This is a genomic window from Asticcacaulis sp., assembly GCA_024707255.1.
In the GTDB taxonomy this organism is placed as follows: domain Bacteria; phylum Pseudomonadota; class Alphaproteobacteria; order Caulobacterales; family Caulobacteraceae; genus Asticcacaulis.
In genome coordinates, this window is the sequence record JANQAC010000002.1 from 396293 (window position 1) to 422152 (window position 25860).

The window sequence follows — 25860 nt, forward strand, 5'->3', positions numbered from 1 at the left end:
AACAAAGCGTTGGAGTGGCTGATGAATCCGAAAATCGACTGGAGCGAACTGTTTTTCTCTTCCACTGGCCGGGCCGGGCAGATGCCTTCGATCATCGCGGCGGCTGTGCTGCTGTTGTTTCTCGCCGTCTATGAGTCGGTGGTGACGGGCGCCCTGTCGTTCCTCAACTGGATCGTCTATCCGATTCTGTTCTATTGCGGCGCCTGCGTGGTCTCGAAGCGTCTGCATGATCGTGGCCGTTCCGGCTGGTGGTCGGCGGTCATCCTGCTGGCGGTGGTGATGGTCTGGCCGCGGCCGCAGGGCTTTTTCGATTTCATCGCCGTGGTGGTTCTGGTCTGGGCGGTAATCGACCTGTGCATCATGCCCGGTGAGCGCGGAGATAACCGTTATGGCCGGACCTTATTCAGGCTTTCATCGGGCGAAAGCTGACCGGCATGTATGCCCTGAAACCGGGGACCAAGGAAAATCCTGAAAAACGCTGGGCCTTACCCGATCGCATCTTTTTCGGTTTTGGCGCCTGTCACATCCTCGCAGGCGTTTTTCTCGAAATGCCGCCAGTGTCAGGTTTCTACGCGGAACGGATTGTCCCGCATGACGGCTTCTGGGGCAACCATATCTACGTGACAAATGGCATTATTGCCTGTGACTATCATGGCTATAGCCGTCGTGATCGAATGCTTCATCATTACATGAAGGGCTGGCGCGACCGGTATCCTGGATGGGGCTGCACACTGGAAAAGGTTGATTTCCACCTGCTCGACACTGTGGCGCTTAATCAGCGGAAGATGCTGGGGCCTGACCAGTACCTGCATAACGCCATACCGCGTGCGCGCCGTTTTATTGAGCGGATAAACCATGAAAAAGGGGTCGATAAAGCCTATGCTTCCACCGGCCCAAAGATCGCCTCGAAGCTCGATTTCAGCGCGTAATCCACCTCGTCCATCGTCACTGGCAGGCCGAGATCAAGCAGGCTGGTGACGCCATGCTCTGTGATGCCGCATGGCACGATGCCGTCGAAATGCGAGAGGTCGGGTTCGACATTCAGGCTGATGCCATGGAAGCTAACCCAGCGGCGCAGCTTAATGCCGATGGCGGCGATTTTATCCTCGGTCAGTGGCTCATAGCCCTTATCCTTGCGCTCTACCCAGACACCGACGCGGCCGTCGCGGATATGGCCCTCGACATTGAAACGCCACAGGGTAGCGATTATCCACTGCTCCAGTGCTTCGACAAAGGCGCGCACATCCTTGCGGCGCTGGTTCAAATCCAGCATGACGTAAACGACGCGCTGGCCGGGGCCATGATAGGTGTATTGTCCGCCGCGCCCGGCATCAAAGACCTCGAACCGGTCCGGCGCAATCAGGTCCTCCTTTTTTGCGGAAACCCCGGCGGTATAAAGCGGAGGGTGTTCGACAAGCCAGACCATTTCGCGCGCCTCACCAGCGGCAATGGACGCCACGCGCGCTTCCATGAAAGCCAGCGCCTCCGGATAGGGCACGGGAGAGGGCGCCACGATCCATTCAGGCGGCAGGCCCGTTTTTTTGGCAAACGGCGGATCGATTTCTTCGGGATTTAACGTCTCGGAAAGCATGTCGCTTCAATGTGTCATAAGTTGTTAAGAGGCAAGGCCCTAATATAGGGGCTCCCTCTGGTGCTAAAGTTTGATTTCATCAAAATTTTCGCCCCAGATTATTTTTGTCGCGCAATTTATCCGAAAAGTGGCGTCCACTTTGTCGGATTGCGCTTGGGATGTGTGGGTTTAAGGGGCTATTTTTTCGTGTCAAACCAGGTGGGCGCCGTTCCCGTCGAAATTTCGGTTCTTCTGGGGCGTTCGGTTCTGCCGATGGCGCAACTGCTGCGCATGGGCCGTGGCGCGGTGATTCCGCTTGATGCCCATGAGCATGACGAGGTGTGGATCCTGGCCAATAACCATCCGGTGGCACGCGGCGAAATTCAGATTTTCGAGGAAAAGATCTCGATCGTGGTCACCCGCCAGGCCAATGTCTATGATTATATGGCGATCGGTTCGTAAGCGCCGTAGCTAATAATTTGGGATAGTTGCGATTAAGGGCTTCCCAAAGCGTGAAAGTGTTGCTATCTGCGCCCCTCTCCGGATGGCGTGCGGTCATGGCGGAATTGGTAGACGCGCAGCGTTGAGGTCGCTGTGGGGCAACCCGTGGAAGTTCGAGTCTTCTTGACCGCACCAATCCGGAGATCATTTTTGAGGCATACGCGATAGCGTCTGAATGGGGAGCCTGAGCGATGAGCCAGAAGTCCGAAACCCCTCAAAAAGCCGATATTCCCAATACTGACACGCTGCCGGCCGATCCTGCGAAGGAGACGGTCCGTGACCTTGACGCCGAGTTGATCACGCCGGAGCAGATCGAGGATTTCGCCCTCAAGGACGACTACGCCCTTAATCCGCAATATATTTCGCTGGTCATCGATGCCGCCGATCGCGGTGACGGCCTGCGCCTGCGCGAACTGCTCGACGCCCTGCATTATGCCGATATCGCCGACCTGCTAGGTTTCCTGTCGGAAGATTACCGCGAGGAGGTCATCCCGTGGATTCCATCCGACGCCCTGGCCGACATCCTGCCGGAACTGGACGATGATATCCGTGAGGAAGTCATCGAAAGTATGCATACGGCGGATATCGCCGAAGTGCTGCAGGAACTCGATTCCGACGACGCCGCTGCCGTTTTCGAGGACCTAGAGGAGGACCAGCAGAAGGCCGTCCTGGCCGCCATGCCGGAATCCGAACGCGAGGCCATTGTCACGTCGCTCGCCTATGAGGAAGAAACCGCCGGCCGCCTGATGCAGCGTGAGGTCATGGCCGCGCCCAGTTTCTGGACCGTGGGCCACGCCATAGACCATATGCGCGAGGCCGGGCACGACCTGCCGGAGTTATTCTTCGACATCTATGTCATCGACCCCAGCCATAAGCCGGTAGGGGCCGTGCCGGTGTCGGTGCTGATGCGGACCAAGCGCGATATGGTGCTGTCGGCGCTCATGGACCCGACGACCGAAATTACCGTTGATATGGACCAGGAAGAAGTCGCCTATATTTTCGAGAAATATCACCTGATTTCGGCGCCGGTGGTTGATGCTTCCGGCCGTCTAGTCGGGCAGATCACGGTCGATGACATCGTCAATATCATTCAGGCGGAAAACCGCGAGGATATCCTCGCCCTCGGCGGTGTGTCGGATATCGAAGGCCGCGACACCGGCATCTTCGGCATGGTCAAGTCGCGTCTGCCGTGGCTGCTGGTCAACCTGCTGACGGCCTTCGCCTCGGTTTACGTCATCAACGCCTATCAGGCGGAAATCGTGAAAATGGTCGCGCTGGCGGCGCTGATGCCGGTGGTGGCTTCGATTGGCGGCAATTTCGGCACCCAGGCCCTGACCGTTTCGGTGCGCGCCCTGTCTGCCCGCGAACTGACGGCGGCCAACGCGACGCGGACCCTGTGGCGGGAAATCATATCCGGCTGGCTGGTCGGCGCCTGCGTGGCGTTTGGGCTGGCGGCGGTGGTGCTGATTTTCTGGCATGATATCCGGCTGGCCGGTGTGATCGCCGGCGCCATCCTGATCAATTTCACCATGGCGGCGCTGGCCGGCACCCTGATCCCGATGACGGCGGCGAAATTCGGCGTCGATCCGGCGGGGGCTTCGCCGATCTTTGTGACCCTCGTTACCGATTTCTGCGGCTTTTTCAGTTTCCTTGGTCTGGCTGCCATAATCCTCTTGTAAATCTTAAATGGTCTGTGGTTTGCTAGATTGGAACACAAGGCTCGAAAACTGTCTTGTTTTGGGGCAATCGGGCGGTTGCCGCCTGTGGTGTTCGGCCCTTTGATGTCTAATCTGGGGCCAGGTTCAGGGACTGGGATTACGGATGAGAGCGCGTCAAAAAGTTTCCCGCGCGGGGGTTGAGCTCATCAAGAGTTTTGAAGGGCTGCGCACCAGCGCCGCCCGTTTGCCCGATGGTCGCTGGACCCTGGGTTATGGTCACACTTTTTCTGCCCGCGAGGGGGCCAGGGTTACGCAGGAAGACGCGGACGCCCTGTTGCGCTTCGACTTACTGCCGGTGGTGGACGCCATCAACAATCTGGTACTCGTGCCACTGAACCAGAACCAGTTCGATGCGCTGGTGTCCTTCTGCTTCAATATCGGTGCCGAGAATTTCGCCCAGTCGACCGTGCTCAAGCGCATTAATGAAGGTCGTTACGCCGAGGCGGCGCTGGCTATGGATAGCTGGCGTTCGGCGGAGTTCAACGGCCAGACCTATGTACTGGCGCCGCTGATCCGACGCCGTGCCGCCGAAAAAGATATGTTCCTGACACCGGAAGAGGTCAGCCATCAGGCCGCCACACTCGGTCGGCCGGTTGAAGATTTGCGGCCGCCGGCAGCCACTCCTGAGGCCAGCTATATAAATCCGTATGCCTCGCCGGCCCCGGCCGCAACAGAGCGCCAGGTCATCGATCTGGGCACGCCTGCGCCGTCGGAAACCGTTGTGGAAAGCCTGCCCCAGGGCTTTGCCGGTACGCCGGTGCCGCCGGCTGTGCCTGAACCGAGGACGAGCATAGATATTCAGGCCGCCATCGCCCGTGCCCAGGACGAACAAAGGCGACTGGAAGAGGCGCAGCGGGCAGAGGCCCTGCGCGCGGAAGCCCTGCGTATCGAAGCCGAGCGGGCTGAAGCCCAAAGACTCGAATCCCAGAGACTCGAAACTCAGCGGCTTGAAATGCAGAGAGAGGCCGAGGCCCTGGCGGCGGCCCGTGCCGCTGAAGCGGCGCGGCTGCGCGAAGAGGCGCGCATCCAGGAACAACAACGGCTTGAAGCCGCGCGCATCGAGCAGGCCAGACTTGAACAGGCCAGAGTTGAGCAAGAACGCCTGGAACAGTGGCGCCTGGAGCAGGCCCGTATCGAAGCCGAGCAGGCCGAGGCCGCCCGTCTCGCGTCCATTCGCGCCGAAGCCGTGCGCCAGGAGCAGATAAGGCTCGAACAGGTCCGTCTGGAACAGGCGCGCATCGAAGCGGAACGACTGGAACGCGAGCGCCTGGAAACGGAGCGTGCGGAGGCGGAGCGAGTTGAAAACGAGCGTCAGGAAAATATGCGGCTGGAGCAGGCGCGCATAGAGGCCGAACGTCAGGCCGCCGAACGCGCGCAAGCGGAGCAGGCCAGTCTTGAACAGGCCAGACTTGAACAAGCCAAACTTGAACAAGCCCGCCTTGAGCAGGAAAAGCGTGATCGGGAAGCGGCGGCGCAGTCTGTGCCTCCTGCCGATGACGAAGCGGAAAAGGCGCGCAAGGCCGAAGCCGCTGCCGCCCTGATGCGGCTGTATTCGCCTTATGGCGGCGGCAATCTGGGCCGTCCGCTGGCCGGGCCTTTCCCGAAGCCGGCGCCAGACCCACAATCTGCACCACAATCTGCGTCCCAACCCGCACCAGTGGTAACACCGGCGGCACAGCCCGACGTCGAATTTACCAATCATAGCGTCATTTCGCCCTCGAGCGCTGAATCGGCGCCATTTGAAATTTCGTCACGCGCGGAAGCTGTGTCAGAAACCCCTGAGCCGGAAGCAGCGCCGACGGTAGTGGATTTCAGCCCGATCGGTTCGGCCTCGACCATGCCGCCGCCGGTGATAACCGCGCTGAACCCTTACGCAAAGCCAATCCCGGTTGCCGCCCCCGTGATCGCGGCGGCAACGGAAACCCTGGTCGAAGTACCGCGTCCCGCGCCGGTCGATCTGTCGGCGCCATCCAATGCCCCGATTGCGGCGGAAATGGCGGGCCTGAACTGGCGCGAACAGCTTCAGCGTCCGCTGCCGCAGGATTATCAGGCGCCGCAGGCAACGCCACAAAGGACGGAGCCGGAACAGCCCTTCCTGCGCGCCGGTCCGTCATCGAATTTCCAGACCGCTGCCTATGAGGATGACAACGAATCCTGGATGATGAACGGCGACCGCATCGCCCTGTCCGCCGAAGAGGCCGATGAGCCACATGAGACCCTGTGGCAGATGATCATGAAGACCCTGTGGCTGATCACCATCAGTGGTATTGGCCTGGGGTGCCTTGGCGCCGCAACGGGCGCCTGGTGGCAGGCGACGCACGATCAGACCGTCATCCGCAACGGCATGGTCGATACCTATACCTTTATTTCCATCGGCACCGCCGCGCTTGGCATCCTGTTTGTGTCGATTTCGGTGTGGCTGATCCTGAAACGTCTGGGCGGTTTGAAAGACTGATTTAGCTCAAGCGCCGCATGGCTCCTCGCAAAAGCTCGGGCGGGCGGTCGCCCTTGCCAAATATCGAGAGATATTTGGAGTTTTATTTCCGCCCCAGCTTTTCCGGGGGCTCGACGGCAACCGCCATATAGCTGTCATCCGGCGTGAAGGCCGGGATATTCGGGTGCACGCTCTTGCCCAGCTTGCGCAAGGTCGTCACCGGCGAATCCAGTTGCGCCAGGGTGGCCACGGTGGTCTGGTAGCCGCTCTCCACCGCCTTGTCATAGGCTTTCCAGTCACGGATCTCGACGCCTTCCGGTTCCGGGATAATCAAAAGGTCAGTGGCGGCGCGCGAAAGCGCCAGGTCGGCGGCGGTGATAATGGTGGCCGAGCGCATCATCACCGAAACAATGGGCGGGCCGCGTCGCCAGTCGCCCTTGGCAAACCACGAGCCGAGGTTTTTCGGGATGACCAGCGCCCGCGGGTCCAGACCGCGCGCCCGCGTAACATCTACGCCGATGACCGTGCCCAGGTGCGTATTGCGCATCATGGTGGCGGGGAAGGAGCGCATTACGGCGCCATCGACCAGCACTTCGCCATCCTCCACCACCGGCGGCAGGACGCCCGGCAGGGAAATGGAGGCCCTGAGGGCCCGGCGCAAGGTTCCGGTCTTGTGGACCTTCAGTACGCCCGTGGTCAGGTTGGACGACAGGCAGAAGAAGGGGATGGGCATGTCCTCGATCTGGACATCGCCGAAATGCTTCTCCAGCCGTTTGTCGACCTTGGCCCCGGAGACCATCGAGATAAACGGCATCACGATGTCATCGAGCGGCGAGGAATTGACGAAGGCGTCGCGGATACGCCAGTCGATTTCGGCCTCGTCCCAGCCGAGCGCCAGGCTGGCCGCGAGAATGGCGCCCATGGACGACCCGCAGACGAAATCGACCGGGATATGCGCCTCGCGCAGGGCCTGAATGGCGCCGATTTCCGAAAAGGCGCGCGCCCCTCCGCCGGAAAAGACGACGCCGACGCTATGGCCGGTGACAATGCGCGCCAGGCGGGCGGCATCATTGACATTGTCCGGGTGGGTATGGAACCAGCGCGTCGGCTCGATGACATTCAGCCAGGCTTTTGTGCGGCCAGGGGATATGCGGCCGGATGTCGTTCGGATAGAGCAGGATCAGGTCGGGCGCGCGATGAAGCAGTGATTTTTCCCAGGCGCTGGCCAGGGCGTCTGGCGGCCGTTCGGCATTGGCCAGCAGGAACACATGATCGACCTGACGGGCGCTCAAAAGCCGCCAGTGGCTTTCATGGCATTCGGCGACATGCAGCACATAATCGTTCTCGGCCTCGATCTGGCTGAAGGCTTCGGGCGCGGTGCCGTGGAACGTCTTGTCGATGATGGCCACCGTATAGCCGAGTGCGCGTATCTGCACGGCGATGCGCTCGATCAGCGGGCGGATTGGCTGGTCGCATATGGCATAGAAGGCAAAGACATTGGGCGTGACATTGGGTGTTTCGCGCCGGGCGCGCTCGATCATCTTGCGGGCCAGGGCGAGCGTCAGTTCCGGACGCGATTCCATGGCGGCGAAAAAGGCATCGCGCGGCATGGCCAGAAGGTCGGAATCGCGCAGGGCCATGACCGTGGAGCTGTGTGAGGTGCCGGCGATCAGCGACATTTCACCGACCGGTTCGCCGGGGCGGATAATGCCGATCAGGGAGAGTTCGTCGTGGTCCTCGTCATGGCGGAAGGCACCCAGCCGGCCGGACCGCAGCAGATAGAGGTGGTCGGAATCATCACCGGCGCTGAACAGGCGCGAGCCGCCGGGCAGGGAGATCAGGCTGGCGCTCTGGCCCAGGGCTGTGCCGAACAGGCTTTCCAGCGCCGCTTGCAGGGAGGGGGTGTCCTTGGCCATCCGTAAACGCAAAACCTCATTATCGCCGGTACGCACTTTAACTATAGAAGTGCGCCCGATTTGCTTCTAAATATTTAAGCTTCTTTTTTAACGGTGTTAAGGCCACAGTCCCCTTGAGTGATATTCATCTGGTAAAATTATGCGTCGGCGCCGACAGCCTCGATGACCTGTTGCGCTGGGAAAAATCGCGCGGGGAAATCTCCTACATCCATACGCGCAACCGCCCGACGCGCTGGGAGGAACTGCTGCAGGGCGGTTCGCTCTATTGGGTGATCAAGGGCGTGATCCTGTGCCGGCGCGAGATCGTTTCGTTCGACGAGGAAGCCGATCACTGGCGGATTGGTTTGCGCACGAAGAATATCCTGACCGAGGCCCAACCGCGCCGGGCCTTCCAGGGCTGGCGTTACCTGAAGCCTGAAGATGCGCCGCGCGACATTATCGAGGGCGTAACCGACCTGCCGCCCGATATGATGAGGGCCCTGAAGGAAGCGGGTGTGTGGTAGGTAACAAACAGTGTGTTTACCTTTGCGTGTAAATGTGATATATTGCGCGCAAATGGAGACTTCGCGATGAGTAAGTATGATCCACTGGAAGATTACCTGAAGCAGAGCGGTGATGAAGTTCCGATGGGTTTTTCGGAAATCGAGCACGTGCTTGGGTTTGAGCTGCCGCCCAGTTCGCGTAGACAGCGGGCGTGGTGGAGCAACAATACCAGCAATAACGTCATGACGCGCGCCTGGATCGACGCCGGCTTTGAAACGGCAGAGGTCGATATGGCCGCTGAAAAACTGACCTTCAAACGCACAAAGAAACCCGTCATGAAATCGATTGTAAAAACCGCGCCGAGCCATCCGGACTATGTCAAGGTGCATCCGGCCTGGGGCGCCATGAAGGGGATGCTGACGATCCCGAAAGATCTCGACCTGACACAGCCGGCCGATCCGGATTGGGCTGATTTTCTGGATGAAAAATACGGCCGTCCGCGTGGATAGGCCGCTTCTGCTCGATACCTGCGCCGCCATCTGGTTGATGGAACGGGCCGCCTTCTCCAGGGAAAGCATGGCTGCCATGGTTGCCGCCTATGAGCGCGGCGAAAACCTGTTGGTGTCGCCAATTACGGCGTGGGAAATGGGTTTGCTCGTTTCACGCGGGCGTATCCCATCGGTGACCAGTCCGGGCGCGTGGTTTAAGAGCCTTCTGGCCACTGAGGCCATGGAACTGGCGAAGATGACACCGGAAACCTTAATCGCTTCATCCGGCTTACCCGGAAAATTGCACCGCGATCCGGCCGACCGCATTATTATTGCCACCGCACGCGAACTGGGCATGACCATCGTGACGCGACCGGCTTATACTGGACTACGCCGCGCAGGGGCATGTTTCCGCACTGGCCTGTTAGGCGACCACGGTCTAAACCGCGAGATTATCGATCAAACGCGTCTTGCCGAGCCAGAGGGCGGCGAGCAGTCGGCGGGACGTCGTCTCCGGCGTGATATCGCCCAGCGTATCGGCGTCGCGCAGGGCGATGTAGTCGATCTGGCCGAAACCGGCAGCTTGCAGATCGGTTTTCGCCTGTTCGATATCGGCACCATCACGGATGGCTTCCAGCGCCTGATGCAGTTTCGGGGCGATGGCGCGTTCTTCCGAAGAAAGATAGGCATTGCGCGAGGAGAGGGCGAGGCCATCGGCTTCGCGCACGGTCGGCATTCCGACGATCTCGATGCCCATGTCAAAGTCACGCACCATGGCGCGGACGACGGCCAGTTGCTGGAAGTCCTTTTCACCGAAAACGGCCACGTCCGGGCGGACCTGATTGAAAAGCTTGGACACAACCGTGGCGACGCCGGAGAAGAACTGCGGACGGAAATCGGTTTCAAGGCCCAGCGCCGGGCCGTTCATTTCAATGCGGCTGACGAAGTTTTTCGGATAGAGTACACCGACGGTCGGTAAATAGACCAGGTCACAACCGACGCTTTGCAGGCGGGCGATATCGCCTGCCTCGTCGCGGGGATAGCGGTCGAGGTCTTCGGTCGGGGCGAATTGCAGCGGATTGACGAAGATCGACACCACCACCTTGTCGCACAGGGATTTGGCGTGGCGCACCAGGGCCAGATGGCCGTCATGCAGGGCGCCCATGGTGGGCACAAAGCCGATGGTGGCGCCGCCGGCACGCAAGTCGGCCAGTTCTGCTTTTAAAGCAGGCAGGGTTCGGGCAGTATTGAGTACGATTTTGGGGGGCATTGGGGCGGTATCCGGCATAATCAACTGTCCGTTATTAACCATATTCGCTAACCCTATTTTTGCGGGTCTTGCGCATAATCGGCCTTATGACTGATCTTGACCCCTTTCGTAAAGCTCTCATTTTGTGCGCTGCGGCGATGTGTGCCGCCAGCCTGACGGCGTGCGACAACCAGAATCTCAAAGAATCCCTGGCGAAGATCAAGGAAATTCCGGTCGATGACAGCGGCAAGCCGGCCGGTGCGGATGCGAAAAGCCTGAGCAAGGAAGATGTTCAGCTTGTCGTCAATACAGCCAGGGATCTGACGGTCGGCAAGGGCGGTCTGCTGCATGATGGCGATGGTCCGATCGCCAAACCGAAGTTTAAGATTGCCATAGTCGACCCGCTCAAAATGCCGACTGAGGCGAATGCGCCGCTGGAAACGGGTGATACGGCCTCTCCGTCGGCGCCGCAGCCGGTGACGAAGGTGGTGACCACGCGCGGCAATCGCGTGATTCAGATCGGCTCGTTCGGAACGGCGGAAGCGGCACAGAACGCCTGGCTCGGCCTGCAGGCGCGCTATCCCGGCGTCGAGCAGTATCATCCCGTCTACCAGAAAATCACCACCGCTTCCGGCAAATCCATGGTGCGGTTGAAGGTCGGGCCGGTGGCCAGCGAAGACCAGGCGCATTCGCTGTGCCTGCAACTGGATATCCGCGATAGCTGGTGTAGCAAGGCCAGCTAGACCTTGGCCGCGAATTGTGGTGAATAGCCACGCATGACGGCAAAGGCGAATCTCAACCATATATTGTTCGACTTCGCCACGCGGATGATCCCGGCGGTGTTCGCCACCGTCATGTTCGCCGCTGGCACCCTGTTGCTGCTGTCGATCCTGACCCCCATCGATCCTGCCGTCATGCCGATGGTGCAGAAATGGCTGCCGCTGGGGCTGGTTGAATTCTCGCACATTATCGGCCTGGTCATCGGCGTCATGATGATCTTCCTGGCGCGCGCCCTGTGGGAGCGCATTGAATCCGCCTGGTATCTGGCTATCGGATTGTTCTGCGCGGCGGCGGTGCTCTCGCTGACCCGCGAACTGGCCCTGATCAATGCGGTGCTGCTGACGATCTGCGCCCTGTTACTCATCCCGTGCAAGGGGGCTTTCAACCGGCGCTCGAACCTGCTCAGCTTGTCGATCAACCCCTTGTGGGCTTTCACCAGCCTGTTCACCCTGGGTCTGATCATCTGGGGCGGTTTTTACGTCTATCAGCATGTGCCCTATGCCCACTCCATGTGGATCGACTTTTCCTATCGCGCCAATACCTCGCGCTTTCTGCGCGGCGTCGTCGTCATCATCGTCACCATTACGCTGATCACGCTTTATCGCCTGTTCGGCATCGCCCGCCAGACGCCGCCTGTACCGGACGTGGCGGACATGGAAACGCTGAAACAGGTGGTCTCCGGCGCGTCTAACCCGCAAGCCTGGCTGGCCCTGCTGCGTGACAAGCAAATCCTGTGGAATGACGCCCGCACCGCCTTCATCATGTACGGCGTTTCCGGCAAGCAATGGGTGGTGATGGGCGAGCCGGTCGGCCCCCAGGCGGAAGCGGCGGCGCTGTGCTGGGAACTGAAGGAAATGGCCGCCATGGCCAATGCCCGCCTCAGCTTCTATCAGGTCAGTCCGGCGCTGCTGCCCTGGTGCTGGATCTTGGCCTGTGGCCGTACAAGATCGGCGAGGAGGCCATGGTCGATGTCCGTTGCTTCGATCTGGCCGGCAAAAGGGTTACGGCTTCCGCCAAACCCTTAAGCGCTTCGAGGGACTGAACGCCACCTTTGAGGTCATTGCGCCCGAAGACCTGGAGCCGCATATCCCGCGTCTGAAACAGGTATCCGATGAATGGCTCAAGACCAAGTCGGCAAAGGAAAAGAGCTATTCGCTTGGCTCCTTTAAGGCCGATTACATGCGCCTGACTCCGGTAGCGGTGGTGCGGCTGGAAGGCGAGATCATGGCCTTCGCCAATCTGTGGCCAACCCAGGACAAGACTCTGCTGACGCTGGACCTGATGCGTTACGATCCGGCCTCGCCGCCGAGCATCATGGAATACCTGTTCCTGCAACTGATCGCTTACAGCCGTGAGCAGGGCTATGGCCATTTCTCGCTGGGCATGGCGCCCCTGGCCGGGCTGGAGGCCAAGCCGCTCAGCCGCGCCTGGTACAAGATCGCCTCGGTCATCTATCAATTCGGCGGTGATTTTTATAATTTTGAGGGCCTGCGCGCCTACAAGGAAAAATTCAAACCGGACTGGGAGCCGCGCTATTTCGCCGTGCCCGGTCAGGAAGCCGCCCTGATGCCGGCCCTGCTGGCGGTGGTGGCGCTCGGTTCCAGGAAACCTGGACACGGCAAGCGCGTCAGGTGATATCCAGGGCCTGGGCCAGGCGCAGGCCCGCCTCGGAAAAGCCAAAGCCGGTGGCGATAAATTCCACGCCGGCGTCGCGGGCGGCGTCATAGGCATGGCCGAAACCGGGATCGCAGTCGCGGGCGATATCGAAACGCTGGCAGTCATCGCGCTGGACGCAGAAAACGACAGCGGCGCGGTAACCGCTTTTCACCATTTCGATCAGTTCATAAAGATGCTTGGCGCCGCGTTCCGTCACGCAATCGGGAAATTCCGCCAGACCCGGCTGCCTTGAGAAATGGACATTCTTGATCTCGATATAGGCGTCCGGCAGACAGGCATGGCCGCTGGCATAAAGATCGATGCGCGAATTATGGCCATATTTTTTCTCCGGCTGGATCGTGGTGTAACCGGTCAGTTGCGGGATCAATCCGGCCCGAATGGCCAGGGGGATGACCCGGTTGGGCCACTGGGTATTGACGCCAACCCAGATGCCGTTTTCGGCCCCGTGTTCTTTCAGCGCCTCCAGCCGGTATTGCAGCTTTTTCTTCGGATCATTGAGGTGTGTGACCAGTGCCGGCGTGCCGGCATCCAGCAGGCCCAGCATCTTGCCGGGATTCGGACAGTGTGCTGTAATGGTTTCTTCGGTATCGAGTTCGATATCGGCGAAGAAACGCTTGTATCTGCTGAGAAGCCGCCCTCTTATAAGCCCGCTCATGCCGATAAGCGAATCTGACACCACTGGAGTCCCTTCCCATGACGACCAATCCGACCGCCGCCATCCTGATTATCGGCGACGAGATCCTGTCCGGGCGTACCACTGACAGCAATATCAACACAATCGCCAAATTCCTCGTTTCACTAGGCATCGACCTGAAGGAGGCGCGGGTGGTGCACGACGATGAGGTGCAAATCATTGAGACGGTGAACGCGCTGCGTCATGTTCATGACTACGTTTTCACGACCGGCGGCATTGGCCCGACGCACGATGACATCACTGCTGACTGCCTGGCGAAAGCCTTCGGCGTCGATATCAGCGAACACCCGGCGGCGCTGAAGCTCCTGACGGAACGCTCCATCGCCATGGGCTGGACGCTGAACGAGAACAGCCGCCGTATGGCGCGCATTCCGCATGGCGCGGAACTGATCAAAAATCCGGTTTCGGCCGCCCCTGGCTTCCAGTTGGGCAATGTGTTCGTCATGGCCGGCGTGCCCAAGATCATGGAGGCCATGCTGGAAGACGTGGCGCCGCGTCTGCGCACCGGCGCGCGTGTGCTGTCGCGTACCGTCAAGCTGTCCTATGTCGGCGAAAGCGCGGCGGCCGACGCCCTGCGTGAGATCAACGGGCGCTATCCGGACCTGTCGCTCGGGAGCTACCCTTACGGCCTGTCACTCAATGGCGAATTCGGCACTCAGCTTGTGGTGCGTGGCCGCGATGCCGAACAGGTCGATGCTGCCACGAATGAACTGAAAGCGGCGCTAGTCTCGGTGGTGGAGGCCGGCAAGGCGCGCAATCCGCTGGCCAGTTTTGAAGAAATTACTGCGTAATTCTGAGGAGTTCCTATGAAGTTAGCTGTCACCGGCCTTGCCGCCATTCTCGCTTTCAGCGCCCTGCCGGTTATGGCCAGGCCAAAGCCCGCGCCCGTGGCGGCCCCACCGGTGCCGGTCGAGGTTCAGGCGGCCGCCCTGCGTGATGACGCGCTGAAATCCAATGTCGCCTATGACTTCCTCTCCGAACTGACAACGCGGTTCGGGCCACGCCCGGCCGGCAGCGAGCGCGAGAAACAGGCGGCGGAATGGGCGGCGGGGCACCTCAAAGAATTGGGCTTCCAGAACGTCCACATCGAGACCTTCCCGCTTCATGTCTGGGCGCGTGGCGGGCCGGAAACCATCGCCATCACCGGTGAATTCGCCCAGCCGATGGTCGGGGTGTCGCTCGGCGGCACCACGGCCGGCGAGGTCGATGCGGAAGCTGTGATGTTTGATACGTACCAGGAATTCCTCGATTCCACGGCAGATGTAACCGGCAAAATCGTGGTCATCCTGCAACCTATGGCCAAGGCCAGCAATGGCTCCGGCTATGGCCGCATGTCGGGGACGGTACGCGCCAAGGGACCGATGGAGGCGCAAAAGCGCGGCGCGGTCGGGTTTGTCATGCGTTCCTTAAGCACCGATGGCAATCGCTTCCCCCACGCCGGCGCCTCGGCCTGGTCGGATGGCAAGGGCATCCCGGCCATGGCGATCAGCGCGCCGGACGCCTCCCAGCTTAGCCGCATCGAAGCGCTGCAAAAGGCCGGGAAGGGCGGGCCGGTCCGCATCCATATGAAGACGACCGGCCAGTTCCCCGGGGCTCAAGACGTCGCAGAACGTGGTGGCCGATCTGGTCGGGTCTGAAAAGCCTGAGGAAACCATCGTGGTCGGCGGCCACCTCGATAGCTGGGACCAGGGCACCGGCGCCATTGATGATGGTTCCGGCATCGCCATCACCATGGCGGCCGCCAAGGTGATGATCGATCACAATCTCAAGCCGAAGCGCACCATCCGCGTCGTTTTCTGGGGCTCGGAGGAGGTGTCGCAACCGGCGGGTGATACCACCGAGACCGGCGGCGGCGCTTTCCGCGAGGCGCACAAGGCCGAACTGGCGAACTATGTGGCGCACGCCGAATCCGATTTTGGGGCCGACCGGATCAACAATTTCTCCCTTATGGCGACCGATGACGCTGCCTTTGTCACCCAACTCGGCAACCTGCTTTATCCGCTGGGCATCTACCAGGATACCAAGGCCACGCCGCACGGCGGTGAAGATTCAGGCGCCATGAACGATTTCGTGCCGGCCTTCGATCTCAATCAGGACGGCTATCGCTATTTCGATACCCACCACACGCCGAACGACACGCTGGATCGCGTCGATCCGCAACAACTGAGCCAGAACGTCGCTGCCTGGACCGCCACCCTGTGGCTGATGGCCAATACCGATGTCCGCTTCAAACTGCCGCCGAAGGACGCGAAGTAGGGTTTATTCTCCTCCCCTGCACAGCGGGGGAGGTGGCGCGCTTGTCGCGCCGGAGGGGGCAATCTCCACTTTACGACTCCCTTCGTTTCAGGCAGAAGCATCCCCCTGCCTGCCTGGACATGCGGCCATGGCGAAATTGGTAGACGCAGCAGACTTAAAATCTGCCAGGAGCAATCCTATGCCGGTTCGACCCCGGCTGGCCGCACCACCAGGGGCAAGCCCCCTGGATCCATAAGTTTGACAGCGCAGATGCCGCTGTCAGTGTTTCATCCGAACGTTTTTATTATCGCACCATTGCGCGCCACCAGCGTGGTTTGGGGCTTTACATGCACCCATGTCTCGTTTCGTGTCAGAGGCGTTGATGCCAGGATCACCACGCGGTCGTCCGGCGTCGTTTCCTGAGCGAAATCGACCTCCATGTCCTCGTCGATCAGGCTGGCGGGGCCGAAAGGCGCGCGGCGCTCGACATAGCAGAGTTTGGTCGAGCAACTGGCATAGAGGGCGCGGCCGTCGCTCAGCAGGGCATTGAATACCCCCAGGCCGCGCAGGTCGGCGAACAAGTCCGCTATGGCGCGGGCCAGCACCGGGTCGGACGGGCGCTTCGGATACAGGGTGCGCAACCGATCGAGCAGCCAACAGAAGGCGTGTTCGCTGTCGGTGGTGCCGATCGGCGTATAGAAGGTGAGGGGCCGCTTCTTGATGCCTTTCAACTGGCCGTTATGGGCGAAACTCCAGGCGCAGCCCCACAGTTCGCGGCTGAACGGATGGGTATTTTCCAGCACCACCCGTCCGCGATTGGCCTTGCGCACATGGGCAATGACGATCAGGCTCTTGATCGGATAGGATTTGATGAAGCGCGCCAGTTCCGAATGGGCGCTCGGATTGGGATCATGGATGCTGCGGCAGCCCTTCTGCTCATAGAAGCTGATGCCCCAGCCATCGGTATGCGCCCCCGTAGCGCCGCCGCGCTGCGACAGGGCGGCGAAGCTGAAACGCACATCGGTCGGGACATTGGCGCTCATCGCCAGAAGTTCGCACATGGGGGCTCGTCAGGGAAAAAGCTGAGTGGCGTCAATCTAAAAGCACAGATGCTCAGGCTTCGCCACAGAAGCCTTGATTCCGGCCTGAATAAATGTTCTTATTTTGTTCTTAAAATGAGAGCGCTGAATGTCTGCCTGGCCGAACCTGTCCCTGTTTGAAGACGACCGGGTGCCCGGCCTGAATTACCGGGATGACTATATCACGCCTGAAGAAGAGGCAGACCTGATCCGGGAAGTCGACAAACAGCCGTGGTCGATGGAGCTCCTGCGCCGGCGGCAATGGTATGGCTGGGCGCCGGACGACACGGCTTATGGCGGGCCGGAAGAATACCGGCCGCAGCCCATGCCGGACTGGCTGCGCTGGCTGGCAAAGCGTCTTCACGAGGACGGTATTTTCGCCGGTGTGCCGGAACGGGCCCTGATCAATGAATATCATCCGGGGCAGGGAATCGGCGTCCATAAGGACCGGGATACCGAGCGGATTAAATCCGTGGCCATTATCAGCCTAGGATCACCGATCACGATGGACTTCACGCGGCTGGGCCACGCCCCGCGCACGCAATATCTCTATCCGCGCAGCCTGCTGACCATGCAGGGCGAGGCGCGGGAGAAATGGATGCACGGCATTACCGGGCGCAAGACGGACAGGGTAGGCGGGCTAATATTGCCGCGCCAAAGGCGGCTGTCGGTGACCTTCAGATATGTCAGCCCCTGACCAGGGCCGCGCGTTCTTCCGGCGTGATAAAGCGCCACTGGCCTTCCGGCAGATTGCCGATGCGTAAACTGCCTATGCGGACGCGGTAAAGATCGATCACCCGCAGTTCGCACATGTCGCACATGCGGCGGATCTGGCGGTTGCGGCCTTCTTTCAGGATAAAGGTCAGGGTTTGGTCGCCGGTCTGGACGACCTTGGCGGGCTTCAGTTTGCGACCGTCAAGTTCGAGGCCGTGACGCAGCCATTTCAGCTTTTCCTCGAAGATCGGTCCGCGGACAGTGACACGATATTCCTTTTCCAGGTCGCTTTCCGGCCCGATGATCGCCTTGGCCAGAACGCCGTCTTCGGAGAGGATCAGGAGGCCGCGCGAATCCTTGTCAAGTCGGCCAACCGGCGCCAGCTTGCTGTTTTGATCGGGATAGACATCGGCCGGTCCGAAGACATTGGCGCGGCGGATCATGCGGATAGCCGGCGTTTCACCCGGCTCCGGCTGGCCGGAAACAATGCCGACCGGCTTATGATAGAGAATGGTCATGCGGGCATCGAGCGCTGCCGCACCGCCCTGATCGAGCGTCAAAGTCTGGCCCGGTTCGATCTTGTGGCCGGCGGAGGTGATGGTCACGCCTTCGATTTTAACCAGCCCGTCCGCGATCAGGCTGTCGGCTTCGCGCCGCGAACACACACCGCTCTGGGCCAGCCACTTGTTGACCCGTACCGGCTCATCGCCATCATATGTTTTGCTTATGGACATGCGGCTTCCTACAGCCTGATTGCCGGGCGGGCAAGTCTGGGCTAGGCTCGGCCGGATGACTTATACGCTTTATTCCGACTGGCTGAAAACCGCGCCGCCGCGTGCCGAGATCATGCGTGGGCTGCACACATACTTTGAGCCGATCCGCCTGGATGCCGAAGGGGCGCTGAAGCTGGGCTTGAAAAACAGCCTGCCGGGAGATGCCGTTCTGGCCAAGGGGGTGCTGGTCGGCGGTTATGACGAGGAACGGGCCATCTATTCCGGACCGGTATTTGAAGCGCAAGATGGCGCCGAGCCGCGCACCATCCACCTCGGAATCGATCTGTTTAACGCCGCCGGCACACCTGTTTTCGCGCCGCTGGCGGGCCGCGTCCACAGCTTCCAGGACAATGCCAATCCGAAAGACTATGGCCCGACGATCATTCTCGAACACAAAGTCACGTCAGAACTGATTTTTTACACGCTCTATGGTCACCTGAGCCGCGACAGCCTGGACGGTCTGTTTGCCGGAAAGCCTGTGGCGGCGGGCGAGGAGGTGGCGCGACTGGGTGAGGCGGCGATAAATGGTGACTGGCCGCCACACCTGCATTTCCAGCTTATCCTCGACATGCAGGGCAAGCGAGGCGACTATCCTGGCGTCTTCAAAAAGAGCGAGCGCGAACAATGGAAACAAATCTGTCCCGACCCCGCCCCGTTGCTGGGGATTTGATAAGGCCCCTGCTGGCCGGCCTGTGCTTGCTGATGGCCCTGACCCTGCCGGCCTGCTCAAAAGCGGCATCGCCTCAGCAGATCGCGGCGGGCAAGGCGGTCTTCGCGGCCAATTGCGCGCTGTGCCACGACGCCAGCCCGTCCATGGGCGATTTTCAGGGACCGCCCCTGTTTGGTGTTGTCGGCCGCAAGATCGGCGGTGCGGCGGGCTTTGACTATTCTGACGCCCTGAAAGCGGCGCGCGGCCGCGGCGAGACCTGGGGTGAGAGCAATCTCGATGCCTTCCTGGCCGATCCGCAGCAGGCCATGCCGGGCACGCAGATGCCTGTCAATGTGCCGAACGCCACCGATCGCCGCAACCTGATCGCCTATCTGACAAGTCTGAATGGCAAAACGCCTGCTGCTAAAGCGGTCGTGCCGGCCGATGGTCCCGTAAGCGGTAATGACAATCTCGATTGGCGCAAGGATGCGCCGGGCGTGCTGCACCGGGTAACGGTGGCGGATTTGCCAAAGCCCTTCGCTACCAATTCAGCCGGCAACAGCGCGCAATATGTCGCGCCATCGCCAGCCTTCCTGCCGAAGGCGCCCGCCGGTTTTACCGTGTCGCTGTTCTCGAATGACCTGGACGGGCCGCGTAATATGCGCACCGCGCCAAATGGCGATCTTTATGTGGTCAGAATCCGGCCGGGGCCGTATCAGCGTGTTCCTAAATCAGGGCGGCAGGCTCAGTGCCACGCGCGAAACCTTTGCGGAGGGCCTGAACCAGCCCTTCGGCATCGCCTTCCTGAACGGTTACGTCTATATCGCCAATGTCGGTTCGGTAGTGCGCATTCCAATTGCTGGCGGCAAACCTGAGACGGTGGTGGCCGATCTCTCGACGACCGGCGGCCATTCGACGCGCGATATCGCTTTCTCAGGCGACGGCAAATATATGTATGTCAGTATTGGTTCCGCCAGCAATGTTGCCGAAGGCATCGTCAAGGCGCCGAAGGGCTTCATCGCCGGTCATGCCCTGGGCGAAAGCTGGGGCAGCGAGGCGGGGCGGGCACTGGTCCTGCGTTTCAGGGTCGACGGCAGCGACCGGCATGTCTTCGCCACCGGCATCCGCAATTGTGTCGGCCTGGCTTTCAGGCCGGGCACAGATGATCTCTATTGCACCACCAATGAACGCGACATGCTGGGCGACAATCTCGTGCCGGACTATTTCACGCGCATAGCCGATGGGCAGTTCTTCGGCTGGCCGTGGTACTATCTCGGCGATCATGAAGACCCGCGCCAGGCGGGGATGCGCCCGGACCTGAAAGGCAAGGTCAGCCTGCCCGATACCCTGTTCGTGTCGCATTCGGCGCCGCTGGGCTTTACCTTTTACCAGGCGCCGGCGGGCGCGGACTCCGCTTTCCCGCCGCCATATGACGGTGCGGCCTTTATCGCCCTGCATGGCTCATGGAACCGTGCGGCGCGTACCGGGTCGAAAGTGGTGATTGCCCGTATGAAGGACGGCCGGCCGACCGGCGAATATGAAGACTTCCTGACCGGTTTCATTCTCGATGACCGGCACGTTTCGGGGCGTCCGGTCGGTGTGGCGATCGGGCCGGATGGCGCGCTTTATGTGTCGGACGATGCGGGCAACCGTATCTGGCGCGTGGCGCCTGAATAGAAATTTCCGGCGCATTAGCGGTTCTTAAATGACCTTCGTATAACGTCGGTTCATTCGATTTGCGTAGAAGGTTTACCTGTAATGGCCATGCCGGAAAAAGCTCAGATTATTCAAGTGCCAAACACCCTGCGCGCCAAGGTGGGCGGACGGCTGGGCGCACTGGATGCCCAGGCCGTCGCCAAGGCCGAGGCGGCCCTGGCCGATCTGTCCAACCACTTTGAAGATTGGTTGATGGATGAAATCAGGAAGCTGGAGGAGGTTCAGGCCCGGATCAAGGAAGAAGGGCTGAACATGGTCAATTCCGACCAGCTCTTTTATCGCGCCCATGATCTCAAGGGGCTTGGCACGACCTACGGGTTTCCGCTGATTACCCGCGTGGCCGGTTCGCTGTGCAAGATGCTCGATGAGGAAGAAAAGCGCATAATCGCGCCGTGGAAACTGGTCGAAGCCCACCTCGACGCCATTCGCGCCATTGTGCGTGGTCAGATCAAGACCGTGGACCACCCGACCGGGGTCATGCTTTCCGAGACGCTGGAAGCGCGCGTCAAGGAACATCTCGAAGCGGCTGGCCTGTACACCTGATTTTCCGCTGAATCTGGATAAAAAGAAAGCCCCCGCAGGCAAGACCGGCGGGGGCTTTCTGCATTATGCAGGCTGTCGCTTAGTCCAGCGAAACGACCGTAACGGATTCCGGCGCCAGTTTCAGCACCAGTTTACCGCCCTTCGCCGTGGCGGAAATGGGCTTGGGCACGACCGAGTTGGGCTTGTCGAAGGTGTTGATGCTGTCGATCTTCGGCGCCGTCAGGGTCTGGCCGGAGGCAGATTTCGCCTTCAGGCCCAAGGCATCCAGGTCGACTTCCAGCGGCTGGGTGGGGTCGATATTGGTGATCGAGACATAGACCTTGCCGTCTTTTGCTTTCGCGGCGGCGATATCGGCGCGCGGCAGGGTGACGCCGCCGTGGCTATAGGTGCCGGCGTCATAGGTGACCGGCAGGAAGGTGGCATCCTGCCACGGCACGTACATCTTGAAGACGTGATAGGTCGGGGTCAGCACCATCTTGTCGCCATCGGTCAGGATCATGGCCTGGAGGACATTGATCATCTGGGCGATATTGGCCATGCGGACACGATCGGCGTGGCGCGTGAAGATGTTGATCGTCACAGCCGCCAGGACGGCATCGCGCTGGGAGTTCTGCTGGAAGAGGAAGCCGGGATTGGTGCCAGGCTCATTTTTCAGCCAGGCGCCCCATTCATCGACCACGAGCGCGACCTTCTTCTGTGGGTCGTACTTGTCCATGATGGCGGAGTGCTTGGTGACCAGTTCGTCCATGCGCAGGGCGGTCTTGATGACCTTGGCGTATTCGGTTTCGTCGAAACCCGACGCCGGTTGATATGGCGGCCAGTTTTCAAAGCCGGAATAGAAGTGCAGGGAGAGGCCGTCGATTTCCTTGCCTTGCGTGTCCTTCATGACCGTTTCGGTCCAGTTGTAGTCATCGACATTGGCGCCGGAAGCGATTTTCATCATGCGCTTGTCGCCGACCTGTTCGGGATTGTAGTTCTTGGCATAGGTCGAGAAAGCGCGATACTCGTCGGCATAGTGTTCCGGCGTCATGTTGCCGCCGCAGCCCCAGCTTTCATTACCGATGCCAAGGAAATTGACGGCGTAAGGTGCCGGGTGGCCGTTTTCACGGCGCGCCATGGCCAGGCTCGTTTCCTTTTCCGAGGTCATGTATTCCAGCCACTCGGCGGTTTCGCGCGGGGTGGAGGAGCCGACATTGGCCGAGACGTAGGATTCGGCGCCGATCTGGCTCAGGAAGTCCATATATTCATCGGTGCCGAAAGTATTGGGCTCGATCACGCCACCCCAATTGGAATTGAGCGTGACGGGACGCGGGCCTTTGCCGATACCCTTTTCCCAGTGATATTCGTCGGCGAAGCAGCCGCCGGGCCAGCGCACGTTCGGCACCTTGATCGCCTTCAGGGCAGCGACGACATCATTACGGATGCCGCGGGTATTGGGGATGGTCAGATCCTTGCCGACCCAGATGCCGCCATAGATGCCGGTGCCGAGGTGTTCGGCGAATTGCCCGAAGATCTGGCGGCTGATCGGTGCGCCGGGCTTGGTCGTATCGACCGTAACTTGGGTGACCGGGGTGGCGGCAGACGCCGCGGCGCTCCAGCCGAAAGCCAGCAGGCCGAGCGCGGTTAAGGAAATAGCGTGATGACGCATGAAAAAAACTCCCTGAGGTGTCCGGTATTATGATTGGATTATTTTGTAGGACAATTGAAACGGGCTGACAAGGCGTCTTTTTCGGCTATTTTTCGCGTAAGGATTGGCCGAGCACCTTGACTTCCTCGCGCAAAGCCATGAGGCCATCCAGTTCCATGCCGGAGGCGCACAGCATGGCCTGGGGAATGGCGCGGGCTTTTTCACTCAGACTTTTGCCGTGCGGAGTCAGGTGAACGCGCACGATGCGCTCGTCCTTTGCATCACGTCCGCGCGTGACCAGCCCGGCCTTTTCCATGCGCTTGAGCAGTGGGGTGAGGGTGCCCGAATCGAGGTGCAGGGGGTGGGCGATCTCGTTGACCGAGCGACCGTCCTGGTCCCACAGCAGCAGCATGACGAGATACTGCGGATAGGTCAGTCCCATTGGGTCGAGGTGCGGCTTGTAGGCTTGCGCGAAGGCGTGCGCCGCAGAATAGACGGCGAAGCAGATCTGGTTTTCCAGTTTCAATTCAGGCGGGGAGGTATTGGGCATTTCGGTCTCGGAAAAATTTATCGATATATAGCGCACAATTTAGTTGACAGCAAATTGCGCACAATATAATTGTTCATTATTAAATTTAACCCCAGAGACTAACAAGGAGACTGACCAATGACCGAAGTTGTAACCGTACTCTATACCGCTCACGGCAAGGCCACCGGCGGCCGCGAAGGCACCGCCTCGGCGGGCAACCAGAGCCTTAAGCTTTCCACACCGAAGGAATTGGGTGGCGCTGGTGGTGACGGCACCAATCCGGAAGAACTGTTCGCCATGGGCTACGCCGCCTGCTTCATTGGTGCCTTGAAGGCGGTGGGCGCCGGCCAGAAGATCGCGGTGCCGGCCGATACCCACATCGAATCGAGCGTTGGCATCGGCAAGATCAGCCACGGTTTCGGCATTACGGTCGAACTGAAGATTTCGCTGCCGGGCCTGGCGCCGGATGTGGCCGACAAGTTAATTAACGACGCGCACCAGGTCTGCCCCTATTCCAACGCCACGCGCGGCAATATCGACGTAAAGCTGTCGCGGATCTGAATTGACCTGATCTACAGGATGAAGCCCTCCGGTTTTCCGGAGGGTTTTTGTTATGCGGCCGGTTTCACCAGATGATAGATATCGGCGATGATATGCCAGTCGGCGGCGTTCGGACCGTCCTTGCGCCAGACGCGGATATAGTAGCCCTGAATGGTCGCATTGTGATCGTCGGTCGCAGCGTGCCCCCAAGTGTAACCAAAGTCACCGGCCTTTGAAACGCCCTGGCCTTCAGGCACCCAGGCCAGGCCCTGGGGACGGGCATCGAGGATCGGCAGGCGGGCTTCCAGCGTCTGGGCCGGTGCGCCACTTTCCTGGCTGACAATGCTCGGCGGCACCAGGAAGCCATTATAGGCCGTGGTGGCGGCCTGTACGGTCAGGGCCTTGTTGAGCGTGACATCGGCGGCCGTTATTTCGCCGGCGGCGGTGCCGGGGCTGTCGCTTGTGCCGCGGGGAATGAAGTCCGTATAGGTCGGCTGCTTTGGCGGCAGGGCGTCAACGGGACCACTGCCGGCGCGCGTATCGATCAGCCATTTCCAGGACCCGTCCGTCTGCTTTTGCCAGACCGTGAAGAACCGGCCGCCTTCGGGATTGTCGCCCCAGGTCCAGCCGCCGAGATCATAGGCGAGGTCGCCGGACGATGAAATGCCGAGTCGCGCCGGCCACCATCTGAGTTGCGAAGGCGGCTCGTTTGGAGTGGAGGCCGGGGCAGCGGCAGTTGTGTCATGCGTACGTTCGGGGGCCGGGCCGAAGGTCAGGGCATCCGGGGCCGAGTATTCATGGAAGCCGGCATTGAAGCCGTGCTCAAAGGTAAAGGCATCAAAGGCGCGCTCGGCGGCGATGACCTCTTCGGAAGGCAGGGGTGGCGGCGCGGGCGGCGCCTTTTTGGCCAAGGCCGGACCGGCCAGTAAACCGCTGATCAGAATGCTGATGATAACCCGTTTCATGCAGACCCCCACCTAACCCCGTATAGGTATAATGCGCCGCAATATGAGTTTGGCAATAGGGGGGACGGAAAAGGGAATCAGGCGTGCCCGGTCGTTACAGAAAGGGCCGCGGCCTCGCTCACGGCGCGTTTGTAGTCGTTGTTGAGCGGGTAATATTCCAGCCCCATTGGTCCCTTATAACCGGCGGCCCGGATGGCTTTCAGCAGGTTGATATGGTTGACCTCGCCGGTGCCGGGCTGGTGACGGCCGGGCACATCGCCCAACTGTACGTAGCCGACCTGATCGATAGCGGAAGTGACCTTTTCGATCAGGTCGCCGTCTTCAAGCTGCATATGATAGAAATCCCATTGCAGCTTGACCATCGGCGAATTAACGGCGCGCAGCATGGCCGTGGCCGGGCGCGAACCGTTGAGCAGGTGACCGGGGTGATTGACCGTATTGAACGGCTCGACCAGCGCCATCAGGCCTGCCTGCTCCAGCAGCGGCGCGATCCGCATCAGGCCGGTGGTGTAGCCGCTCAGCATGGCCTCGCGCGACAGGCCGTCGACAATGTGATGCCCGACCAGGGTGATGGCCTTGCAGCCGAGAATGGCCGAGTCGGCGATGGCGTCACGGATCATGGTTATGAGAGCGTCATGATTAGCGGGATCGGAAAAATTGGGTGCGGCGGGCGCGTATTGCGTAAGTGCCAGCCCATTGGCATCAAGCAGGGCGCGGGCCTTCATGGCGTCCATGTCGTCTCGCCGGACCGGCCAGAACTCCACCTGTGTGAAGCCGGCTTTTGCCGCCAGGGCGAAGCGGTCGGCGAACGGCGTATCCGTGAACCAGGTATCGAGATTACAGGCGAATGGCCTGAGCGCCGCCTTGATGTCAGGCGCCGCCGCTGCCGCCGTATTCAGGGCCGGCGTGGCAGCGGCCAGTCCTGCCAGGGCGAAAGCGGCCCGGCGCGTCAGATTGCTCATAAGGTATCTCCCTGTCTG

The 25860-nt window shown here is 60.5% G+C and carries 29 protein-coding genes, 2 tRNA genes and 1 pseudogene; 21 read left to right on the top strand and 11 right to left on the bottom strand.

Going from position 1 to position 25860, the window contains the following annotated elements; translation table 11 throughout:
- The first annotated feature begins 21 nt into the window (after positions 1–21).
- Complete coding sequence (locus NVV72_13150) at positions 22–429, top strand: DUF805 domain-containing protein (protein MCR6660232.1); 408 nt, start codon at positions 22–24, stop codon at positions 427–429.
- Between the two features lie 5 nt (positions 430–434).
- On the top strand, positions 435–929 hold the full coding sequence (locus NVV72_13155) for a hypothetical protein (protein ID MCR6660233.1): 495 nt from the start codon (positions 435–437) through the stop codon (positions 927–929).
- Here the strand turns inward: NVV72_13155 and lipB are convergent.
- A complete protein-coding gene (gene lipB, locus NVV72_13160) occupies positions 878–1591 on the bottom strand; it encodes a lipoyl(octanoyl) transferase LipB (protein ID MCR6660234.1) in 714 nt (237 codons plus the stop codon). The two genes, NVV72_13155 and lipB, sit on opposite strands and share 52 nt — an antisense overlap.
- A 147-nt stretch (positions 1592–1738) precedes the next feature.
- Between lipB and NVV72_13165 the strand changes: the two genes are divergently transcribed.
- The 4 genes and pseudogenes from NVV72_13165 to NVV72_13180 all read left to right on the top strand — a co-directional run bounded on the left by NVV72_13165 (position 1739) and on the right by NVV72_13180 (position 4342).
- Positions 1739–2032: a FliM/FliN family flagellar motor switch protein gene (locus tag NVV72_13165; protein ID MCR6660235.1), complete on the top strand. Its 294-nt coding sequence runs from the start codon at positions 1739–1741 to the stop codon at positions 2030–2032.
- 89 nt (positions 2033–2121) lie between these two features.
- Positions 2122–2206: transfer RNA gene (locus tag NVV72_13170), tRNA-Leu, on the top strand.
- Between the two features lie 56 nt (positions 2207–2262).
- A complete protein-coding gene (gene mgtE, locus NVV72_13175; protein ID MCR6660236.1) occupies positions 2263–3750 on the top strand; it encodes a magnesium transporter in 1488 nt (495 codons plus the stop codon).
- A gap of 142 nt (positions 3751–3892) precedes the next feature.
- Positions 3893–4342 (top strand): annotated as a pseudogene (locus NVV72_13180) (lysozyme).
- 1984 nt (positions 4343–6326) lie between these two features.
- On the opposite strand, the gene NVV72_13185 reads toward NVV72_13180, so the two are convergent.
- On the bottom strand, positions 6327–7190 hold the full coding sequence (locus NVV72_13185) for a patatin-like phospholipase family protein (protein ID MCR6660237.1): 864 nt from the start codon (positions 7188–7190) through the stop codon (positions 6327–6329).
- 100 nt (positions 7191–7290) lie between these two features.
- A complete protein-coding gene (locus tag NVV72_13190) occupies positions 7291–8139 on the bottom strand; it encodes a cyclic nucleotide-binding domain-containing protein (protein MCR6660238.1) in 849 nt (282 codons plus the stop codon).
- 113 nt (positions 8140–8252) lie between these two features.
- Between NVV72_13190 and NVV72_13195 the strand changes: the two genes are divergently transcribed.
- Positions 8253–8642, top strand: coding sequence for a DUF1489 domain-containing protein (locus NVV72_13195; GenBank protein ID MCR6660239.1), 390 nt, complete (start codon positions 8253–8255; stop codon positions 8640–8642).
- A 66-nt stretch (positions 8643–8708) separates the two neighbouring features.
- Complete coding sequence (locus tag NVV72_13200) at positions 8709–9131, top strand: hypothetical protein (GenBank protein ID MCR6660240.1); 423 nt, start codon at positions 8709–8711, stop codon at positions 9129–9131.
- A gap of 418 nt (positions 9132–9549) precedes the next feature.
- Here NVV72_13200 and panC read toward each other — a convergent pair whose 3' ends face one another.
- Positions 9550–10380, bottom strand: coding sequence for a pantoate--beta-alanine ligase (gene panC, locus NVV72_13205; protein MCR6660241.1), 831 nt, complete (start codon positions 10378–10380; stop codon positions 9550–9552).
- A gap of 86 nt (positions 10381–10466) precedes the next feature.
- Here panC and NVV72_13210 point away from each other — a divergent pair, with 86 nt between their 5' ends.
- Genes NVV72_13210 through NVV72_13220 form a run of 3 tightly spaced genes read left to right on the top strand, consistent with a single transcriptional unit; the run spans position 10467 to position 12774 of the window.
- Entirely contained in the window at positions 10467–11102 is a 636-nt protein-coding gene (locus tag NVV72_13210) for an SPOR domain-containing protein (GenBank protein MCR6660242.1), read from the top strand.
- Between the two features lie 33 nt (positions 11103–11135).
- Positions 11136–12164, top strand: a complete 1029-nt coding sequence (locus tag NVV72_13215) for a phosphatidylglycerol lysyltransferase domain-containing protein (GenBank protein ID MCR6660243.1) — start codon at positions 11136–11138, stop codon at positions 12162–12164.
- The gene (locus tag NVV72_13220) at positions 12115–12774 is read left to right on the top strand and encodes a phosphatidylglycerol lysyltransferase domain-containing protein (GenBank protein ID MCR6660244.1); all 660 of its coding nucleotides are present in this window, start codon (positions 12115–12117) and stop codon (positions 12772–12774) included. Before NVV72_13215 ends, NVV72_13220 begins: the two co-directional genes overlap by 50 nt.
- Here the strand turns inward: NVV72_13220 and sfsA are convergent.
- Positions 12767–13492 (bottom strand): DNA/RNA nuclease SfsA, encoded by a 726-nt coding sequence (gene sfsA / locus NVV72_13225; protein MCR6660245.1) that lies wholly within the window; start codon positions 13490–13492, stop codon positions 12767–12769. The two genes, NVV72_13220 and sfsA, sit on opposite strands and share 8 nt — an antisense overlap.
- Before the next feature lie 17 nt (positions 13493–13509).
- Between sfsA and NVV72_13230 the strand changes: the two genes are divergently transcribed.
- From NVV72_13230 to NVV72_13245, 4 genes are all read left to right on the top strand, one after another.
- The gene (locus NVV72_13230) at positions 13510–14301 is read left to right on the top strand and encodes a molybdopterin-binding protein (protein ID MCR6660246.1); all 792 of its coding nucleotides are present in this window, start codon (positions 13510–13512) and stop codon (positions 14299–14301) included.
- A 15-nt stretch (positions 14302–14316) separates the two neighbouring features.
- Positions 14317–15147, top strand: a complete 831-nt coding sequence (locus NVV72_13235) for a hypothetical protein (protein ID MCR6660247.1) — start codon at positions 14317–14319, stop codon at positions 15145–15147.
- A complete protein-coding gene (locus NVV72_13240; protein ID MCR6660248.1) occupies positions 15125–15766 on the top strand; it encodes a M20/M25/M40 family metallo-hydrolase in 642 nt (213 codons plus the stop codon). The genes NVV72_13235 and NVV72_13240 overlap by 23 nt, the downstream gene beginning before the upstream one ends.
- Positions 15767–15887: 121 nt before the next feature.
- Positions 15888–15974 (top strand) — tRNA-Leu (locus tag NVV72_13245).
- Positions 15975–16032: 58 nt separating this feature from the next.
- On the opposite strand, the gene NVV72_13250 is transcribed toward NVV72_13245, so the two are convergent.
- Positions 16033–16806, bottom strand: coding sequence for a class II glutamine amidotransferase (locus NVV72_13250; protein MCR6660249.1), 774 nt, complete (start codon positions 16804–16806; stop codon positions 16033–16035).
- A 127-nt stretch (positions 16807–16933) separates the two neighbouring features.
- Here NVV72_13250 and NVV72_13255 point away from each other — a divergent pair, with 127 nt between their 5' ends.
- Entirely contained in the window at positions 16934–17521 is a 588-nt protein-coding gene (locus tag NVV72_13255; protein MCR6660250.1) for an alpha-ketoglutarate-dependent dioxygenase AlkB, read from the top strand.
- Here the strand turns inward: NVV72_13255 and NVV72_13260 are convergent.
- On the bottom strand, positions 17511–18272 hold the full coding sequence (locus NVV72_13260; protein ID MCR6660251.1) for an rRNA pseudouridine synthase: 762 nt from the start codon (positions 18270–18272) through the stop codon (positions 17511–17513). The two genes, NVV72_13255 and NVV72_13260, sit on opposite strands and share 11 nt — an antisense overlap.
- Before the next feature lie 55 nt (positions 18273–18327).
- Between NVV72_13260 and NVV72_13265 the strand changes: the two genes are divergently transcribed.
- The 4 genes from NVV72_13265 (at position 18328) to NVV72_13280 (ending at position 21219) form a co-directional block, all read left to right on the top strand.
- Entirely contained in the window at positions 18328–18981 is a 654-nt protein-coding gene (locus NVV72_13265) for a peptidoglycan DD-metalloendopeptidase family protein (protein ID MCR6660252.1), read from the top strand.
- Complete coding sequence (locus NVV72_13270; protein ID MCR6660253.1) at positions 18978–19835, top strand: c-type cytochrome; 858 nt, start codon at positions 18978–18980, stop codon at positions 19833–19835. The genes NVV72_13265 and NVV72_13270 overlap by 4 nt, the downstream gene beginning before the upstream one ends.
- 7 nt (positions 19836–19842) lie before the next feature.
- A complete protein-coding gene (locus NVV72_13275) occupies positions 19843–20637 on the top strand; it encodes a PQQ-dependent sugar dehydrogenase (GenBank protein ID MCR6660254.1) in 795 nt (264 codons plus the stop codon).
- An 87-nt stretch (positions 20638–20724) separates the two neighbouring features.
- A complete protein-coding gene (locus NVV72_13280; GenBank protein ID MCR6660255.1) occupies positions 20725–21219 on the top strand; it encodes an Hpt domain-containing protein in 495 nt (164 codons plus the stop codon).
- 79 nt (positions 21220–21298) lie between these two features.
- Here NVV72_13280 and NVV72_13285 read toward each other — a convergent pair whose 3' ends face one another.
- Both NVV72_13285 and NVV72_13290 read right to left on the bottom strand, forming a co-directional pair.
- Positions 21299–22867 carry an alpha-N-arabinofuranosidase gene (locus tag NVV72_13285; protein ID MCR6660256.1) on the bottom strand — a complete coding sequence of 523 codons (1569 nt, stop codon included), beginning with the start codon at positions 22865–22867 and terminating at the stop codon, positions 21299–21301.
- An 85-nt stretch (positions 22868–22952) separates the two neighbouring features.
- On the bottom strand, positions 22953–23396 hold the full coding sequence (locus NVV72_13290) for a MarR family transcriptional regulator (protein ID MCR6660257.1): 444 nt from the start codon (positions 23394–23396) through the stop codon (positions 22953–22955).
- Between the two features lie 117 nt (positions 23397–23513).
- Between NVV72_13290 and NVV72_13295 the strand changes: the two genes are divergently transcribed.
- Positions 23514–23936, top strand: coding sequence for an organic hydroperoxide resistance protein (locus NVV72_13295; protein MCR6660258.1), 423 nt, complete (start codon positions 23514–23516; stop codon positions 23934–23936).
- A gap of 50 nt (positions 23937–23986) precedes the next feature.
- On the opposite strand, the gene NVV72_13300 is transcribed toward NVV72_13295, so the two are convergent.
- The gene (locus NVV72_13300; GenBank protein MCR6660259.1) at positions 23987–24880 is read right to left on the bottom strand and encodes a hypothetical protein; all 894 of its coding nucleotides are present in this window, start codon (positions 24878–24880) and stop codon (positions 23987–23989) included.
- Between the two features lie 77 nt (positions 24881–24957).
- The gene (locus NVV72_13305) at positions 24958–25842 is read right to left on the bottom strand and encodes a TIM barrel protein (protein ID MCR6660260.1); all 885 of its coding nucleotides are present in this window, start codon (positions 25840–25842) and stop codon (positions 24958–24960) included.
- Positions 25843–25860 lie beyond the last annotated feature (18 nt).

Excerpts from the sequence above, each read along its gene's own strand:
- NVV72_13150 (MCR6660232.1), top strand. The coding sequence starts at position 22 with ATGAATCCGAAAATCGACTGGAGCGAACTGTTTTTCTCTTCCACTGGC.
- NVV72_13155 (MCR6660233.1), top strand. The coding sequence starts at position 435 with ATGTATGCCCTGAAACCGGGGACCAAGGAAAATCCTGAAAAACGCTGG.
- lipB (MCR6660234.1), bottom strand. The coding sequence starts at position 1,591 with ATGCTTTCCGAGACGTTAAATCCCGAAGAAATCGATCCGCCGTTTGCC.
- mgtE (MCR6660236.1), top strand. The coding sequence starts at position 2,263 with ATGAGCCAGAAGTCCGAAACCCCTCAAAAAGCCGATATTCCCAATACT.
- NVV72_13190 (MCR6660238.1), bottom strand. The coding sequence starts at position 8,139 with ATGGCCAAGGACACCCCCTCCCTGCAAGCGGCGCTGGAAAGCCTGTTC.
- NVV72_13200 (MCR6660240.1), top strand. The coding sequence starts at position 8,709 with ATGAGTAAGTATGATCCACTGGAAGATTACCTGAAGCAGAGCGGTGAT.
- panC (MCR6660241.1), bottom strand. The coding sequence starts at position 10,380 with ATGCCCCCCAAAATCGTACTCAATACTGCCCGAACCCTGCCTGCTTTA.
- NVV72_13210 (MCR6660242.1), top strand. The coding sequence starts at position 10,467 with ATGACTGATCTTGACCCCTTTCGTAAAGCTCTCATTTTGTGCGCTGCG.
- NVV72_13215 (MCR6660243.1), top strand. The coding sequence starts at position 11,136 with ATGACGGCAAAGGCGAATCTCAACCATATATTGTTCGACTTCGCCACG.
- NVV72_13230 (MCR6660246.1), top strand. The coding sequence starts at position 13,510 with ATGACGACCAATCCGACCGCCGCCATCCTGATTATCGGCGACGAGATC.
- NVV72_13235 (MCR6660247.1), top strand. The coding sequence starts at position 14,317 with ATGAAGTTAGCTGTCACCGGCCTTGCCGCCATTCTCGCTTTCAGCGCC.
- NVV72_13250 (MCR6660249.1), bottom strand. The coding sequence starts at position 16,806 with ATGTGCGAACTTCTGGCGATGAGCGCCAATGTCCCGACCGATGTGCGT.
- NVV72_13255 (MCR6660250.1), top strand. The coding sequence starts at position 16,934 with ATGTCTGCCTGGCCGAACCTGTCCCTGTTTGAAGACGACCGGGTGCCC.
- NVV72_13260 (MCR6660251.1), bottom strand. The coding sequence starts at position 18,272 with ATGTCCATAAGCAAAACATATGATGGCGATGAGCCGGTACGGGTCAAC.
- NVV72_13265 (MCR6660252.1), top strand. The coding sequence starts at position 18,328 with ATGACTTATACGCTTTATTCCGACTGGCTGAAAACCGCGCCGCCGCGT.
- NVV72_13280 (MCR6660255.1), top strand. The coding sequence starts at position 20,725 with ATGCCGGAAAAAGCTCAGATTATTCAAGTGCCAAACACCCTGCGCGCC.
- NVV72_13285 (MCR6660256.1), bottom strand. The coding sequence starts at position 22,867 with ATGCGTCATCACGCTATTTCCTTAACCGCGCTCGGCCTGCTGGCTTTC.
- NVV72_13290 (MCR6660257.1), bottom strand. The coding sequence starts at position 23,396 with ATGCCCAATACCTCCCCGCCTGAATTGAAACTGGAAAACCAGATCTGC.
- NVV72_13295 (MCR6660258.1), top strand. The coding sequence starts at position 23,514 with ATGACCGAAGTTGTAACCGTACTCTATACCGCTCACGGCAAGGCCACC.
- NVV72_13300 (MCR6660259.1), bottom strand. The coding sequence starts at position 24,880 with ATGAAACGGGTTATCATCAGCATTCTGATCAGCGGTTTACTGGCCGGT.
- NVV72_13305 (MCR6660260.1), bottom strand. The coding sequence starts at position 25,842 with ATGAGCAATCTGACGCGCCGGGCCGCTTTCGCCCTGGCAGGACTGGCC.